Below are 13,901 nucleotides of genomic sequence, written 5' to 3' on the forward strand. Positions count from 1 at the left end.
GGGCAGGTGCCTCCGATGTCTTTGCCGGCGCCGACGCCGCCCCGGGCGACCGCCTCGCCGCCCAGATGGCCTTCCTGATCGAGGCCGACCGGCTGAAGACGGTGCTGCGCGCCTCGACGCTGGCCGACGGATCGCGGCGCGAGAATTCGGGCGAACATTCCTGGCATCTGGCGCTGTATGCGATGGTTCTTGCCGATCAGGCCGCGCCCGGCGTCGATATCGGCCGGGTGATCCGGATGCTGATCCTGCACGATCTGGTCGAGATCGATGTGGGCGACGTGCCGATCCATTCCGGCGACGGCACCGCCCATGCCAGCGCCGCGGTGCAGGCGGCCGAGGCGGCGGCGGCGGCCCGGATCTTCGGACTTTTGCCCCCGGACCAGGGGGCCGAACTGCTGGCGCTGTGGCAGGAATTCGAGGCGGCCGAGACCCCCGACGCCATTTTCGCCAAGGCGCTCGACCGGGTGCAGCCGGTGATGCAGAACCTCGCCTCGGGCGGCGGCACCTGGGTAACCTATGGCGTCACCTCCGAACAGCTCGACAGCCGGGTGGGCACCCGGGTGGCGCGCGGCGCGCCCGCCCTGTGGGACTGGGTCCGCGCCCGGACCCGGGCCTTTTTCGACGACCGGCCGGAGCGGTGACCGCGCATTCCGGCGAAATCGGTATGCAATAGCACACCGCCTTTCCCGATGCCGGGAAATCCGTTAAGGACCGTCCAAACCCCGAGTCACGCAACCGGAGAGGCACATGACCAAGATCAAGGTGGACAACCCCGTCGTCGAGATGGACGGCGACGAGATGACCCGGATCATCTGGGACTTCATCAAGAAGAAGCTGATCCTGCCCTATCTGGACATCGACCTGCTCTACTACGATCTCGGCATCGAGGAGCGTGACCGCACCGAGGACCAGATCACCATCGACGCCGCCCTGAAGACCAGGGAAGTCGGCGTCGCGGTCAAATGCGCCACCATCACCCCCGACGAGGCGCGGGTCGAGGAATTCGGCCTGAAGTCGATGTGGAAGTCGCCGAACGGCACCATCCGCAACATCCTGGGCGGCGTGATCTTCCGCCAGCCGATCATCTGCAAGAACGTGCCGCGCCTGGTGCCGGGCTGGACCAAGCCGATCGTCGTCGGCCGCCATGCCTTCGGCGACCAGTATCGCGCCACCGACTTCCGCTTCCCCGGCAAGGGCAAGCTGACGCTGAAATTCGTGGGCGACGACGGCGAGGTGATCGAGCGCGAGGTGTTCCAGTCGCCGGGCTCCGGCGTGGTCATGGGCATGTACAACCTCGACGAGTCGATCATCGACTTCGCCCGCGCGTCGATGAACTATTCGCTGAACCTCGGCTGGCCGCTGTACCTGTCGACCAAGAACACCATCCTCAAGGCCTATGACGGCCGGTTCAAGGACCTGTTCCAGAAGGTCTATGACGAGGAGTTCGCCGACAAGTTCAAGGCCGCCGGCATCACCTACGAACACCGGCTGATCGACGACATGGTGGCCTCGGCGCTGAAATGGTCGGGCGGCTATGTCTGGGCCTGCAAGAACTATGACGGCGACGTGCAGTCGGACACGGTGGCGCAGGGCTTCGGCTCGCTGGGTCTGATGACCTCGGTGCTGATGACGCCCGACGGAAAGACGGTCGAGGCCGAGGCGGCGCATGGCACCGTGACCCGCCACTATCGCCAGCATCAGGCCGGCAAGGAGACCTCGACCAACTCCATCGCTTCGATCTACGCCTGGACGGGCGGGCTGAAGCACCGCGCGACGCTCGACGGCAACGACCAGCTGATGCGCTTTGCGCAGACGCTGGAGCAGGTGACGGTGCAGGCCGTGGAAGACGGGTTCATGACCAAGGATCTGGCGCTGCTGGTCGGGCCGGACCAGAAATGGCTGACCACGATGGGTTACCTGGAAAAGGTCGACGACTACCTGAACAAGGCGCTGGCGGGCTGATCGCCCCCGGCGGAAATTGGGGCGGGGCCGGCAGCGATGCCGGCCCCGCCGCGTTTCGGGCCGCTTCAGTTGCTGGACGAGAAGCTGCCCTGCACCGCCTGCCCCGCGACCGTCAGCCCGCCGCCCGAGATCGTGGCGCAGCGCGCGCCGGTGGTGCGGATGCGCAGGCTTTCGATGGACATGTCGGCGGCCAGCCGGGCGGAATGGACATAGCCCACCAGCGCCCGCTGCCGGTCGATCACCGGCAGCCCGTCGAGCACCGAGGTATTGCCCTCGGCCGCGCAGAAATACGGCCCCCGCACCGGGGCGGGCAGCGTCGCCCGCTGCGCCGCGGGCGTGATGGCCGCCGCCGGCGGCACGGCGCCCGATACGGCACCGGGCAGGCCTGCTGCCGTCGGGGCGGTCGCGGGGCAGCCCGCGCCCACGCAGGCGGTGGTGGCGCCGTTCGGGCCGAGCACGGTCGCCCCGGCCCCCAGCCCGCCGAGGCCGGCACTGGCCGATGCGGCGGAGCCGGCACCCACGCTGGCCGAGGCGCCCGCCTTCTGGCCGAGCCCGACATCGACATCGGCGATGCTGCCCTTCCCGCCCACCGTCGCGTCGGCATCGACCGGGCCGAGGCCCACATCGACATCGGCGACCGAGTCGCCCCCGACCGAGACATCGACATCCAGGCCGCCGCCCTTGCCATCGCCGAGGCTCAGGGCGGCGGCGGGCAACGGCAGGGCCAGAAGGGCGGCGATCGACAGCAGGGCGAGCGGGCGCGATACCGGCCCGCGGGACTGGCGCAGGGAATGCGTCATGATTTCCTCCGTCACGTTGCGCCGGCGGCAGATGCGTCCTCGCGCAGCCCGCCGGGGCGTCACGTCCCTCGACGGGAATGGTGCGCCCGGAATCCGGCCCGCATTCTGCAGGATCAGCCGCGCCGGAGCGACGATCCGGCGTTCCGCGACGCAGTGTTGCGCAGGGGGGCGGGATCGAGGTCATAGACCATCTGCACGAAGCCGTTGCGCCAGCGCCGGACCCGGACGAGTCGCGCGCCGATCTCGCCCGGACCATGGCCGAACAGCGCGACCCCCTGCCCCAGCAACACCGGAACCTGGGTCAGCACCAGCCGGTCGACCAGCCGCTCGGCCAGGAACCGGCGCAGCGTCCCCTCGCCGTCGAGGCAGACCCGGTCGATGCCCCAGCCGGTCAGGTCCGCGAGTACTGCCTGCGGCGGGTCGTCGGTGATCCTCACCTGCCCCACCAGATCCGGCGGGACGGTTCCGGCGCCCGGCTGCGGCGTCATCACCACGACGGGCACCGGATAGGGCCAGCGCGGAAGCCGCCGCGCGCGGGCATAGGTGGCCGCCCCCATCACCACCGCGCCCATGGTCCGCATGAAGGCGGCGAGCCCGAAATCCTCGCCCTCCGGCACCGTCTGGCCAAGCAGCCAGCCGGTATCGCCATCGGGGCGGGCGATGAAACCGTCGAGGCTGTGGGCGGCGAAAGCCTCGACGCGCGGCAGGGAACGGGGGGGCATGGCGGGCTCCGCTTTGGTCAGGACGACAGGTGCGGGGCGCCGGCACAACCGCCGCCCCGCCGGATCGGGCCCCCGCCCGGGCTACCGACCCGCCCTCAGAACTGCGACCTCAGCCTTGGCAGCTGCTGCCCCGGCGGGGGCGCCGCTTTTGGCGGCAGCCCGACGTCGCGGCGCAGATGGTCGCTCAGCCGGTCGGCTGCGGTCGGCGCGGGGCGCCGGCGCAGGGGGCCGGTCAGCAGCCGCCCTGCCGCAACCGCCAGCACGCGCCACGCGCCATGTGCGGCGATGGTCGCGTCGATGGAGGGAATCCGAGTCTTTGCATGTTCCATTCTGTACATCCGGCGCGTGTCTGACACGCGGTCCGGCCTCTGTTTCGGGATTGGAAAATGGACTCGTCACCGGGCGGGACGGCACGGGCCAGGGGCGCCGCACGGGTCACGTCGGGTCAGAAGGTCCGGTTCTGCGGTAAGGCGGGGCGCAGGCCCCGCGGGCGCCTCAGGCCCGACGTCGCCAGTCTGCGTCGACGGACGCGAGGGGCGACAGACGGCGGTCGGCGAGTCCGGCCATGGCGGCGGTATACGAATGGGTCATATGGCCGCCTCCTCTCTCATGGGTTGACCGGGTGCGGCGATCTTCCCCAGTTCGCCGAGTCGGTCCAGCGCGAAAGCGGCGTTCTGTCGCAGTTGGGCGGAAAGCTGCGACAGAACGGCAACAGGTGCCGCTGGCGGCAGGGGCGCCGCCCACGCTGCAGCGCAGAAACCCGCTGGACGGAATCGGGGGCGGATGCGATAATACGTCATGGCTGCTGACCTTAATCCCCCGCTGCCCGGTGCCGCCCCTGCCACCCCGCGCTATACGCTGGTCGAGGATCTGCAGGGGCTGTTCATCAGCACGGTGCAATGCGCGCTGGCCATCCACCTGCTGCGGACCGCGGGCCTGTCCACGGGCGGCACCGCGGGGCTGGCGCTGCTGATCGGCTATGCCACGGGCTGGAGCTTCGGCTGGGTCTTCTTCCTGGTCAACCTGCCCTTCTATGCCATCGCCTGGATGCGCAAGGGCCGCGGTTTCGCGGTGAAGAGTTTCGTCTCCGTCGCGGCGGTGTCGGCGCTGGCCGATGCGATGCCGCCCTGGGTCACGATTGCGGCGATCCATCCGGCAGCGGCGGCGGTGCTGTTCGGCGTGGTGGCGGGCGCGGGCCTGCTGGGCCTGTTCCGCCACGCCTCGTCGCTGGGCGGCGTGTCGATCGTCGCGGTGATCGTGCAGGACCGCTGGGGCATCCGCGCGGGCTGGGTGCAGCTGGGTTATGACGCCTGCCTGTTCCTCGTCTCCTTCGCGGTTCTGGCGCCGGCACAGGTGGGCTGGTCGCTGCTTGGCGCGGTCATGCTGAACCTCGTGATCGCGATGAACCACCGCCGCGACTGGTATGTCGCGGCCTGATCCTGTCGCTTCCAGACTGTCCGGCCCCGCAAAAGCCGCTATACCGGGGCCCAGACTCCAGCCGGTGCGACCGATGTCCAAGACCTATGTCTACCTGTTCCTCGCCGTCCTCTTCGAAACCTTCGGCACCTCCTGCCTGCAGGCCAGCCAGCAGCTGACCCGGTTCTGGCCCTCCGTCGGGATCTTCGTGGGATTCGGCGCGGCCTTCTGGTTCTTCATGCAGGTGCTGAAGGTGGTGCCGCTCGGCGTGACCTATGCGCTGTGGTCGGGCATCGGGATCGTCCTGATCTCGCTGTCGGGCTACTTCGTCTTCGGGCAGAAGCTGGACGCCTGGGCCGTCCTCGGCATCGGCCTGATCATCGCCGGGATCGTGGTCATCAACCTGCTGTCGCAGACCTCGGTGCACTAGCGCCGCCGCGGCGCCGCAATCCTGCTGGCCTTTCCCGGCGGTTTCGCTTAGACGCGGCACCGCAGCATCCCGGGAACGCCTCATGGACCTTCGCAACATCGCGATCATCGCCCACGTCGACCACGGCAAGACCACGCTCGTCGACGAGCTTCTGAAACAGTCGGGCGCCTTCCGCGAAAACCAGGCCGTGGCAGAGCGCGCGATGGACTCGAACGATATCGAGCGCGAACGGGGCATCACCATCCTGGCCAAGGCGACCTCGGTCGAATGGAACGGCACCCGGATCAACATCGTCGACACCCCCGGCCACGCCGATTTCGGCGGCGAGGTGGAACGCATCCTCAGCATGGTGGACGGCGTCTGCCTGCTGGTCGATGCCGCCGAAGGCCCGATGCCGCAGACGAAATTCGTGACCTCCAAGGCGCTGGCGCTCGGGCTGAAGCCCATCGTGGTGCTGAACAAGGTCGACAAGCCCGATGCCGAACCGGAACGCGCGCTGAACGAGGTCTTCGACCTCTTCGCCAATCTCGGCGCCTCGGACGACCAGCTCGACTTTCCGCATGTCTATGCCTCGGGCCGCAACGGCTGGGCCGATGACAGCCTCGAGGGCCCGCGCAAGGACCTGTCGGCGCTGTTCGAGCTGATCCTGCGCCATGTCGAGCCGCCGAAGCAGGTGGCCCGGCAGGACGAACCCTTCCGCATGCTGGCGACCACGCTGGGGGCGGACCCGTTCATCGGCCGCATCCTGACCGGCCGCGTCGAATCCGGCACGCTGAAGGTCGGCGAGACGCTGAAGGCGCTCAGCCGCAGCGGCGAGCGGATCGAGCAGTTCCGCGTGTCGAAGATCCTCGCCTTCCGGGGACTCGCGCAGTCGCCCATCGACGAGGCGGTGGCGGGCGACATCGTTTCGCTGGCCGGCATGACCAAGGCCACGGTGGCCGATACGCTGTGCGCGCTGGATGTGGAAACCGCCCTGCCCGCCCAGCCCATCGACCCGCCGACGATCAGCGTGACCTTCGGCATCAACGACAGCCCGCTGGCGGGCCGCGACGGTAGCAAGGTGCAGTCGCGGGTCATCCGCGAACGGCTGATGAAAGAGGCGGAATCGAACGTCGCCATCAAGATTGAGGACACGCCGGGCGGCGAGGCGTTCATCGTCTCGGGCCGGGGCGAATTGCAGATGGGCGTGCTGATCGAGAACATGCGCCGCGAGGGGTTCGAGCTGTCGATCAGCCGCCCGCGCGTGATCATGCGCGAGGAAGGCGGCCAGCGGCAGGAGCCGATCGAGGAAGTCATCATCGACGTGGATGACGAATTCACCGGCGCGGTGATCGACAAGCTGACCGGCGAGCGGAAGGGCGACCTGGTCGAGATGAAGCCCGCCGGCGCCGGCAAGACCCGGATCGTCGCGCATGTGCCCTCGCGCGGGCTGATCGGCTATCACGGCCAGTTCATGACCGACACCCGCGGCACCGGCGTGCTGAACCGGATCTTCCACGACTGGGCGCCCTACAAGGGCCCGATCCAGGGCCGCCGGCAGGGCGTGCTGATCTCGATGGAGAACGGCGTCAGCGTCGCCTACGCGCTGTGGAACCTCGAGGAACGGGGCAAGCTGTTCATCGGCGCGCAGGAACAGGTCTACGAGGGGATGATCATCGGCGAACATTCCCGCGACAACGATCTGGAAGTGAACCCGCTGAAGGGCAAGAAGCTGACCAACGTCCGCGCCAGCGGCACGGACGAGGCGGTGCGCCTGACCACCCCGGTGCGGATGAGCCTCGAAGAGGCCATTGCCTATGTGGACGATGACGAACTGGTGGAGGTCACGCCCAAGATCGTGCGCCTGCGCAAGCGCCATCTGGACCCGCACGAACGCAAGCGGCAGGCCAAGGCGGGCTGATCCGGCCCGCCTGCCCCCGCTTCTGCCCCGCCCCTGCTACAACCGTGTCGCCGGTGCGACGGATCGCACCGTCACGCCAGAATCGTGCATCGCGCCTGCAACAAGACTTGCACCGGGCGACTGCAGGCCCCAGATTTCGTGTCAGGATTGTGACGCCGGCTGGGGAGGCACGGCAATGACGGGAACCGGGACGGCAAGCGGATCGGATCAATTTTCGGGCTGGTGGATCGCGCCGATGGCCCTGCTGGGCCTGGGGGTCTGGCTCAACCTCGCCCAGCTGGCGCATGGGGTGATCTGACAGGCCGCGGCGGGTGACGGGTGGCAGGGGTTGCGCCGGTCCCGTCAGGCCGCCTGCGACAGCGCCACCGGCCGGAAGGGCCGCACCTCGACCGCCGCACCGTCGAAGATGCAGAAGCTGCCGGGCGGAACCGCCTCCCACGCCTCGCCATCCTCCAGCGGCTCCGACACCACCGCCCGCCCCTGCCGGCTGTCCGACCAGCGATGATAGAGCGTCGGCGCCCCCTCGTCCGTGGCATAGCGCACCGCATACAGCCGCCGGCCGTCGGAATAGGCCGCCGTCAGCCGCACATGCGGCGCGGCGCCCGCGGCGCGGCTCAGCGCCTCGAACCGGGCGGTGGCGCGTTCCATCGCCCCCTGCGGATCCTCCTCCAGCCCCTCGCCGAGCGCGGTCAGGAACAGCGCCTCGCTGTCGGTCGCGCCGCGCCGGTGGGCATAGAGCGCGTCTGGGATCAGCATCTCGGCCGCGCGGCGGAAGCCGTCATAGCCGCCGATCTGGCCATTGTGCATGAAGCACCAGCGCCCGACCACGAAGGGGTGGCAGTTGTTGCGGCTGGTCGCAGTGCCGGTCGAGGCGCGGACATGGGCCAGGAACAGCCGCGAGCGCACCTGCGCCACCAGGCTTTTCAGGTTCGGGTCCGACCAGGCCGGCATCACGTCGCGATACAGCCCCGGCTCCGGCCGCTCGCCGTACCAGGCGAGGCCGAATCCGTCGGCATTGACGCTGGTCAGGCACTGGCTGGCGCAATGGCTTTGCCGGATCAGCGAATGGCCGGGCCGGCTGACGATGTCTTCCAGAAAGATTGCCTCGCCCGTATAGGCCGCCCAACGGCACATTCCGTCTTCTCCTGCCCCCAGGGCCTGTCCGGTGCCGCGCATCCGGCGCGGCCAGCCCGTCATTCTGCTGTCATCCTAGCGTCACGCGCCCGGACGGAAAAGCAACATGCGGGGGGAACATCGCCGGCAGGCGCAAGATCGGCGCCGATTTGGGCGACGGGCGCGCCCCGCGCCCGCCGCGAAGGCACAGGTTCTGAAGGCACACGCCCCTGCCTCCGCGTCCGAAGGCAGGGACACACTCGTTACGCACAGTGGCTAGGCCGGACCCGCGCGAGATCGGCCAAGGCTGGAAACGACACCCGGTCCTGGAACGGCCGGCGTCGGGTTCGGGAGGATGCAGCGCGGGCGTGAAGGCTGGCGCGGCAGGAACAAACCGGCGCGACAACGGCGCCACAATAAAATCGGCAATGGAAAATGCGTCGAACAGTTCGGAAATTATTCCGCGCCGCAGAGGTGTTTCAACCGATTCGTAACGGTTGAGGCCGCGGACCGGGCTCCGCGGCCTGCGGCGCAATGTCCCCCGCAGGGGCCGTCCGGTGCAGCCCGCCTGCCGGCACGGCATCGTAAAGCGCCTTGTCTTGCGCCAGTTGCGCCGCCAGCCGCGCCGCCAGTTCGGACGGAAGCTCCGTCGAGGCGGGCGGCGAGACGTTCATGTGCGGCAGGGTCACCGCACAATCGAGCCGGTCCTCGAGGAAATGCAGGAAGGCGTCGATCTCCTCATAGCGGAACAGGTGATCGACCAGGACCTCGCCCGCCTCATCGGCCAGATAGGCGGATTGCGACCCGAGCCCCGCCAGCCCGCCCGCCGGGTCGTCGAGCCAGCCTTCGACGAAGGCGGCGAAATCCTCGCGCGTGCCGTCCCCGATCGGCAGATGCTCGCGCAGGCGATAGCGATACCAGCTGCCCAGCCAGTCGCCAGGCTCGCGGATCAGGGCCACCGTCTCGAAGGCGGCGCCCTCGTTCGAGGCCGACAGGAACGGCGCCAGCAGCGTGCCGAACCGGGCGGCCGTGGTATGCTTCAGCGCGGGCGGCCGCGACACCGCCACATCCGCCAGCGATTCCAGCGCCATCTCGATCGACACCGAGCCGGTCTTGGTATTGGCGAGGAACACGAGATGTCGTTTCCAGAAGATCAGCATCGGTCAGGGCGTCCCGTCATTGGCTGCGGGCGGCCCGTTTCGCAGCTGCAGCATGGGCGCCCGATGCTTGATCCCCGAAAAATCCCGCTCCGGCAAGCGCGGCGGGGGCCGCAAGGTGGTTTTTCGGCCCCGCTGCGATCCTGCGCCCTGAAAAACGCCGCGTCAGCCCGATGGCCGTAAACCTGCCATTAACCCCGACGACGCGAAGCTCGGCGGCAGAACGATGAATAGCGGTTGAAATGTTCCCGTTTTGATCGCATAAGTGCAAGAACAAGTGCGGAACATCTGGCCCGTCCTTGCGGGGATTGCCCCCCGCGACCGGGTATGGAACAAGGATCGGACCGATGGCAGTGGCGAACCTCTTTGACATGACCGACAAGCGCAACGCGGACAAGCAGAAGGCGCTCGACAGTGCGCTGGCCCAGATCGAACGGCAGTTCGGCAAGGGCTCGATCATGAAGCTCGGGACCAACAACCCGGTGATGGAGATCGAGTCGACCTCGACCGGGTCGCTGGGGCTCGACATCGCGCTCGGCATCGGCGGGTTGCCCAAGGGCCGGATCGTGGAAATTTACGGCCCGGAAAGCTCGGGCAAGACCACGCTGACCCTGCATGTCGTGGCCGAGGAGCAGAAGAAGGGCGGCGTCTGCGCCTTCGTCGATGCCGAACACGCGCTCGACCCGCAATATGCCCGGAAACTGGGCGTGAATCTGGACGAGCTGCTGATCAGCCAGCCCGATACCGGCGAACAGGCGCTGGAAATCGTCGATACGCTGGTCCGCTCCGGCGCGGTCAGCCTGATCGTGGTGGACTCGGTCGCGGCGCTGACCCCGAAGGCAGAGCTTGAGGGCGACATGGGCGATGCCACGGTCGGCGCCCAGGCAAGGCTGATGAGCCAGGCGATGCGCAAGCTCACCGCCTCGATCGGCCGGTCGAACTGCATGGTGATCTTCATCAACCAGATCCGCATGAAGATCGGGGTGATGTTCGGCTCTCCCGAAACCACCACCGGCGGCAACGCGCTGAAATTCTACGCCTCGGTCCGGCTCGACATCCGCCGGATCGGCTCGATCAAGGACCGGGACGAGGTCGTGGGCAACTCCACCCGCGTCAAGGTGGTCAAGAACAAGGTCGCCCCGCCCTTCAAGCAGGTGGAATTCGACATCATGTATGGCGAGGGCATCTCGAAGACCGGCGAGATCGTCGATCTGGGCGTGAAGGCCGGCGTCGTGGAAAAATCGGGCGCCTGGTATTCCTATGGCGACGAGCGCATCGGCCAGGGCCGCGAGAATGCCAAGCAGTTCCTGAAGGACCATCCCGACGTCGCGCAGGCGATCGAGGACAAGGTCCGCGCCGGCCACGGGCTGGATCTGGCCGCGCCGATGACCGAGGATGGCGACGACCTGACCGAATAGGCCGCGCAAGCGGGGAGACCGAGGGAGGGACGGGGTGCTGCCCCCCGTCCGCCTGTGGCAGTCTCCCCCGGGAGAGTTGCGTCAGCTGCGGGGGCCGCGCCGGCAAGACCCCGAGGGCCGGGCGGCTGCCGGACTCACGGGACAAGGCCGCCTCGCCAGACAGGCCGCCTCGCCAGGGACCGGGCCGCCTAGGTGAAGGGCCGCCTCGCCGGGCAAGCCAGCCTCGCTGGACAGGCCGCCTCGCTGGACAGGGCGGCGGGCCGGCGATACACCGTTGCGACCGCTCACTCCCGCCCGGAAAGCCCGCGATGCCCAGCCTGAACGACATCCGCTCGACCTATCTCGATTTCTTCCGCCGGAACGGACACCGGGTGGTCGACTCGTCGCCGCTGGTGCCGCGCAACGACCCGACGCTGATGTTCACCAATTCCGGCATGGTGCAGTTCAAGAACCTGTTCACCGGGGTCGAGACACGCGACTATACCCGGGCCACCACCGCGCAGAAATGCGTTCGCGCGGGCGGCAAGCACAACGATCTCGACAATGTGGGCTATACCGCGCGGCACCACACCTTCTTCGAGATGCTGGGCAACTTCTCCTTCGGCGACTATTTCAAGGAAACCGCCATCCCGCTGGCCTGGGAACTGCTGACGAAGGATTTCGGGCTGAACCCCGACCGGCTGCTGGTCACCGTCTATCACACCGATGACGAGGCGGCGACCCTGTGGAAAAAGGTGGCGGGCCTGCCGGACGAGCGGATCATCCGCATCGCCACCGACGACAATTTCTGGCGGATGGGCCCGACCGGCCCCTGCGGCCCCTGCACCGAGATCTTCTACGACCACGGCCCCTCGATCTGGGGCGGCCCGCCTGGCAGCGCCGAGGAGGATGGCGACCGCTTCATCGAGATCTGGAACAACGTCTTCATGCAGAACGAGCAGCTGCCCGACGGCAGCCTGCGCGTGCTCGAGATGCAGTCGATCGACACCGGCATGGGGCTGGAACGGATCGGCGCGCTCTTGCAGGGCAAGCACGACAATTACGACACCGACCTGATGCGCAGCCTGATCGAGGCCTCGGCCCATGCGACCAGCCGCGACCCCGACGGGCCGGGCAAGGTGCATCACCGGGTGATCGCCGACCATCTGCGCTCGACCAGCTTCCTGATCGCCGACGGGGTCATGCCCTCGAACGAGGGCCGCGGCTATGTGCTGCGCCGGATCATGCGCCGCGCCATGCGCCATGCCCATATGCTGGGCGCGCAGGACCCGGTAATGTACCGGCTGGTGCCGGCGCTGGTGCGGCAGATGGGTGCCGCCTATCCGGAACTGACCCGCGCGCAGGCGCTGATCGAGGAAACGCTGAAGCTGGAGGAGACGCGGTTCAAGCAGACGCTGGACCGGGGCCTGCGGCTGCTGGACGAGGAGCTGGCGCATCTTGGCGAGGGTCAGCCGCTGCCGGGCGCGGCGGCCTTCAAGCTGTATGACACCTACGGTTTCCCGCTGGACCTGACGCAGGACGCGCTGCGCGAGAAGGGCCGCACCGTCGATACCGCGGGCTTCGACGCGGCGATGGCCGAACAGAAGGCCAAGGCGCGGGCCAGCTGGGCCGGGTCGGGCGAGACCGCCGATGCCGCGATCTGGTTCGATCTGGCCGAGGCGCATGGCGCGACCGAATTCCTGGGCTATGACACCGAAACTGCCGAGGGCGAGATCCTTGCGCTGGTGGGCGACGGGGCGGCGCTGCCCCGCGCGGGCGAAGGCCGTCAGGTGCAGATCGTCGTCAACCAGACGCCCTTCTATGCCGAAAGCGGCGGTCAGGTCGGCGATGCCGGCTGGCTGCGCAGCGAGACGGGGATGGCCGCGATCACCGACACCCGCAAGGCCGGCGGGCTGTTCCTGCATGTCGCGACCGTGACCGAGGGCGAGATCGTCGCGGGCCAGCCGGTGAAGCTGGAGGTGGACCACCACCGCCGCGCCGCGATCCGCGCCAACCATTCCGCGACCCATCTGGTGAACGAGGCGCTGCGCCGCGCGCTCGGGGCGCATGTGGCGCAGAAGGGCTCGTTGAACGCGCCGGACCGGCTGCGCTTCGACTTCAGCCATTCCAAGGCGCTGACGCCGGCGGAACTGGGCCAGGTCGAGGCCGAGGTGAACGGCTATATCCGCCAGAACGGCGCGGTCGAAACGCGGATCATGACGCCCGACGACGCGCGGGCCCTGGGGGCGCAGGCACTCTTCGGCGAGAAATACGGCGACGAGGTGCGCGTCGTCTCGATGGGCCGCGAGGCCGGATCGGGCAAGGGCACCGGCGGCGAGACCTATTCGATCGAGCTGTGCGGCGGCACCCATGTCGCCCGGCTGGGCGAGATCGGGGCCTTCGTCCTGCTGGGCGACAGTGCCTCCTCGGCGGGCGTGCGGCGGATCGAGGCGCTGACCGGACAGGCGGCGCTGGACCACCTGAACGCCCAGCAGGCCCGTCTGGCCGAAATCGCGAGCCTGCTGAAGGTCCCGGCGGCCGAGGTCGTGGAGCGGGTGCGCGCGCTGGCCGAGGAACGCCGCGCGCTGTCGAACGAGGTGGCGCAGCTGCGCCGCGAACTGGCCATGGGCGGCGGCGGCGCGGCGGGCGGCCCCGAGGCGCGCGAGATCGGCGGGGTCCGGTTCCTGGCCCAGACCGTCGCGGGCGTGTCGGGCAAGGACCTGCCGGCGCTGGTGGACGAGATGAAGGCCCGGGTCGGATCCGGCGCGGTGCTGCTGGTCGCCGATACCGGCGGCAAGGCGGCGGTCGCGGCCGGGGTCACCGCCGACCTGACGGGGCGGCTGTCGGCCGTCGATCTGGTCAAGGCGGCGGCCGAGGCGCTCGGCGGCAAGGGCGGGGGCGGCCGGCCCGACATGGCGCAGGCGGGCGGCGCCGATGCGAGCCGCGCGCCCGAGGCCATCGCCGCGGCCGAGGCCGTGCTGGCAGCTTTGTAAGGAGACGACCG

At 68.9% G+C, this 13,901-nt stretch carries 13 protein-coding genes; 8 read left to right on the forward strand and 5 right to left on the reverse strand.

What is annotated here, in order from left to right; translation table 11 throughout:
- Positions 1 to 65: 65 nt before the first annotated feature.
- Both EEY80_RS17080 and EEY80_RS17085 read left to right on the forward strand, forming a co-directional pair.
- Entirely contained in the window at positions 66 to 641 is a 576-nt protein-coding gene (locus tag EEY80_RS17080; protein ID WP_126978683.1) for an HD domain-containing protein, read from the forward strand.
- Positions 642 to 747: 106 nt separating this feature from the next.
- Complete coding sequence (locus tag EEY80_RS17085; protein WP_126978602.1) at positions 748 to 1,962, forward strand: NADP-dependent isocitrate dehydrogenase; 1,215 nt, start codon at positions 748 to 750, stop codon at positions 1,960 to 1,962.
- Between the two features lie 65 nt (positions 1,963 to 2,027).
- On the opposite strand, the gene EEY80_RS17090 is transcribed toward EEY80_RS17085, so the two are convergent.
- The 3 genes from EEY80_RS17090 to EEY80_RS17100 form a co-directional block, all read right to left on the reverse strand.
- The gene (locus EEY80_RS17090) at positions 2,028 to 2,762 is read right to left on the reverse strand and encodes a hypothetical protein (protein WP_126978604.1); all 735 of its coding nucleotides are present in this window, start codon (positions 2,760 to 2,762) and stop codon (positions 2,028 to 2,030) included.
- Positions 2,763 to 2,875: 113 nt separating this feature from the next.
- Entirely contained in the window at positions 2,876 to 3,484 is a 609-nt protein-coding gene (locus EEY80_RS17095) for a dihydrofolate reductase family protein (protein WP_126978606.1), read from the reverse strand.
- Between the two features lie 95 nt (positions 3,485 to 3,579).
- Positions 3,580 to 3,813 carry a hypothetical protein gene (locus EEY80_RS17100; protein ID WP_126978608.1) on the reverse strand — a complete coding sequence of 78 codons (234 nt, stop codon included), beginning with the start codon at positions 3,811 to 3,813 and terminating at the stop codon, positions 3,580 to 3,582.
- Between the two features lie 469 nt (positions 3,814 to 4,282).
- Between EEY80_RS17100 and EEY80_RS17105 the strand changes: the two genes are divergently transcribed.
- The 4 genes from EEY80_RS17105 to EEY80_RS20620 all read left to right on the forward strand — a co-directional run bounded on the left by EEY80_RS17105 (position 4,283) and on the right by EEY80_RS20620 (position 7,528).
- Positions 4,283 to 4,921 carry a YitT family protein gene (locus tag EEY80_RS17105; protein WP_126978610.1) on the forward strand — a complete coding sequence of 213 codons (639 nt, stop codon included), beginning with the start codon at positions 4,283 to 4,285 and terminating at the stop codon, positions 4,919 to 4,921.
- Positions 4,922 to 4,994: 73 nt separating this feature from the next.
- Positions 4,995 to 5,330 (forward strand): DMT family transporter, encoded by a 336-nt coding sequence (locus EEY80_RS17110; RefSeq protein ID WP_126978612.1) that lies wholly within the window; start codon positions 4,995 to 4,997, stop codon positions 5,328 to 5,330.
- 82 nt (positions 5,331 to 5,412) lie between these two features.
- Positions 5,413 to 7,230 (forward strand): translational GTPase TypA, encoded by a 1,818-nt coding sequence (gene typA / locus EEY80_RS17115; RefSeq protein WP_126978614.1) that lies wholly within the window; start codon positions 5,413 to 5,415, stop codon positions 7,228 to 7,230.
- 175 nt (positions 7,231 to 7,405) lie between these two features.
- A complete protein-coding gene (locus EEY80_RS20620; RefSeq protein WP_268885663.1) occupies positions 7,406 to 7,528 on the forward strand; it encodes a hypothetical protein in 123 nt (40 codons plus the stop codon).
- A gap of 44 nt (positions 7,529 to 7,572) precedes the next feature.
- Here EEY80_RS20620 and EEY80_RS17120 read toward each other — a convergent pair whose 3' ends face one another.
- Together EEY80_RS17120 and EEY80_RS17125 are read right to left on the reverse strand one after the other, a co-directional pair.
- Complete coding sequence (locus EEY80_RS17120) at positions 7,573 to 8,364, reverse strand: class II glutamine amidotransferase (RefSeq protein WP_126978685.1); 792 nt, start codon at positions 8,362 to 8,364, stop codon at positions 7,573 to 7,575.
- A gap of 458 nt (positions 8,365 to 8,822) precedes the next feature.
- Positions 8,823 to 9,503, reverse strand: a complete 681-nt coding sequence (locus EEY80_RS17125; protein ID WP_126978616.1) for a hypothetical protein — start codon at positions 9,501 to 9,503, stop codon at positions 8,823 to 8,825.
- Positions 9,504 to 9,847: 344 nt separating this feature from the next.
- On the opposite strand from EEY80_RS17125, the gene recA reads away from it, so the two are divergent.
- On the forward strand, positions 9,848 to 10,918 hold the full coding sequence (gene recA / locus EEY80_RS17130) for a recombinase RecA (RefSeq protein WP_126978618.1): 1,071 nt from the start codon (positions 9,848 to 9,850) through the stop codon (positions 10,916 to 10,918).
- A 308-nt stretch (positions 10,919 to 11,226) separates the two neighbouring features.
- A complete protein-coding gene (alaS, locus tag EEY80_RS17135; protein WP_126978620.1) occupies positions 11,227 to 13,890 on the forward strand; it encodes an alanine--tRNA ligase in 2,664 nt (887 codons plus the stop codon).
- Positions 13,891 to 13,901 lie beyond the last annotated feature (11 nt).

It is taken from the genome of Frigidibacter oleivorans (assembly GCF_003993775.1).
In the GTDB taxonomy this organism is placed as follows: domain Bacteria; phylum Pseudomonadota; class Alphaproteobacteria; order Rhodobacterales; family Rhodobacteraceae; genus Frigidibacter; species Frigidibacter oleivorans.

Coding starts and splice junctions, on each gene's coding strand:
- EEY80_RS17080 (WP_126978683.1), top strand. CDS start 66: ATGGCCTTCCTGATCGAGGCCGACCGGCTGAAGACGGTGCTGCGCGCC.
- EEY80_RS17100 (WP_126978608.1), bottom strand. CDS start 3,813: ATGGAACATGCAAAGACTCGGATTCCCTCCATCGACGCGACCATCGCC.
- EEY80_RS17125 (WP_126978616.1), bottom strand. CDS start 9,503: ATGCTGATCTTCTGGAAACGACATCTCGTGTTCCTCGCCAATACCAAG.
- EEY80_RS17090 (WP_126978604.1), bottom strand. CDS start 2,762: ATGACGCATTCCCTGCGCCAGTCCCGCGGGCCGGTATCGCGCCCGCTC.
- typA (WP_126978614.1), top strand. CDS start 5,413: ATGGACCTTCGCAACATCGCGATCATCGCCCACGTCGACCACGGCAAG.
- EEY80_RS17085 (WP_126978602.1), top strand. CDS start 748: ATGACCAAGATCAAGGTGGACAACCCCGTCGTCGAGATGGACGGCGAC.
- EEY80_RS17110 (WP_126978612.1), top strand. CDS start 4,995: ATGTCCAAGACCTATGTCTACCTGTTCCTCGCCGTCCTCTTCGAAACC.
- EEY80_RS17105 (WP_126978610.1), top strand. CDS start 4,283: ATGGCTGCTGACCTTAATCCCCCGCTGCCCGGTGCCGCCCCTGCCACC.
- recA (WP_126978618.1), top strand. CDS start 9,848: ATGGCAGTGGCGAACCTCTTTGACATGACCGACAAGCGCAACGCGGAC.
- alaS (WP_126978620.1), top strand. CDS start 11,227: ATGCCCAGCCTGAACGACATCCGCTCGACCTATCTCGATTTCTTCCGC.
- EEY80_RS17120 (WP_126978685.1), bottom strand. CDS start 8,364: ATGTGCCGTTGGGCGGCCTATACGGGCGAGGCAATCTTTCTGGAAGAC.
- EEY80_RS17095 (WP_126978606.1), bottom strand. CDS start 3,484: ATGCCCCCCCGTTCCCTGCCGCGCGTCGAGGCTTTCGCCGCCCACAGC.
- EEY80_RS20620 (WP_268885663.1), top strand. CDS start 7,406: ATGACGGGAACCGGGACGGCAAGCGGATCGGATCAATTTTCGGGCTGG.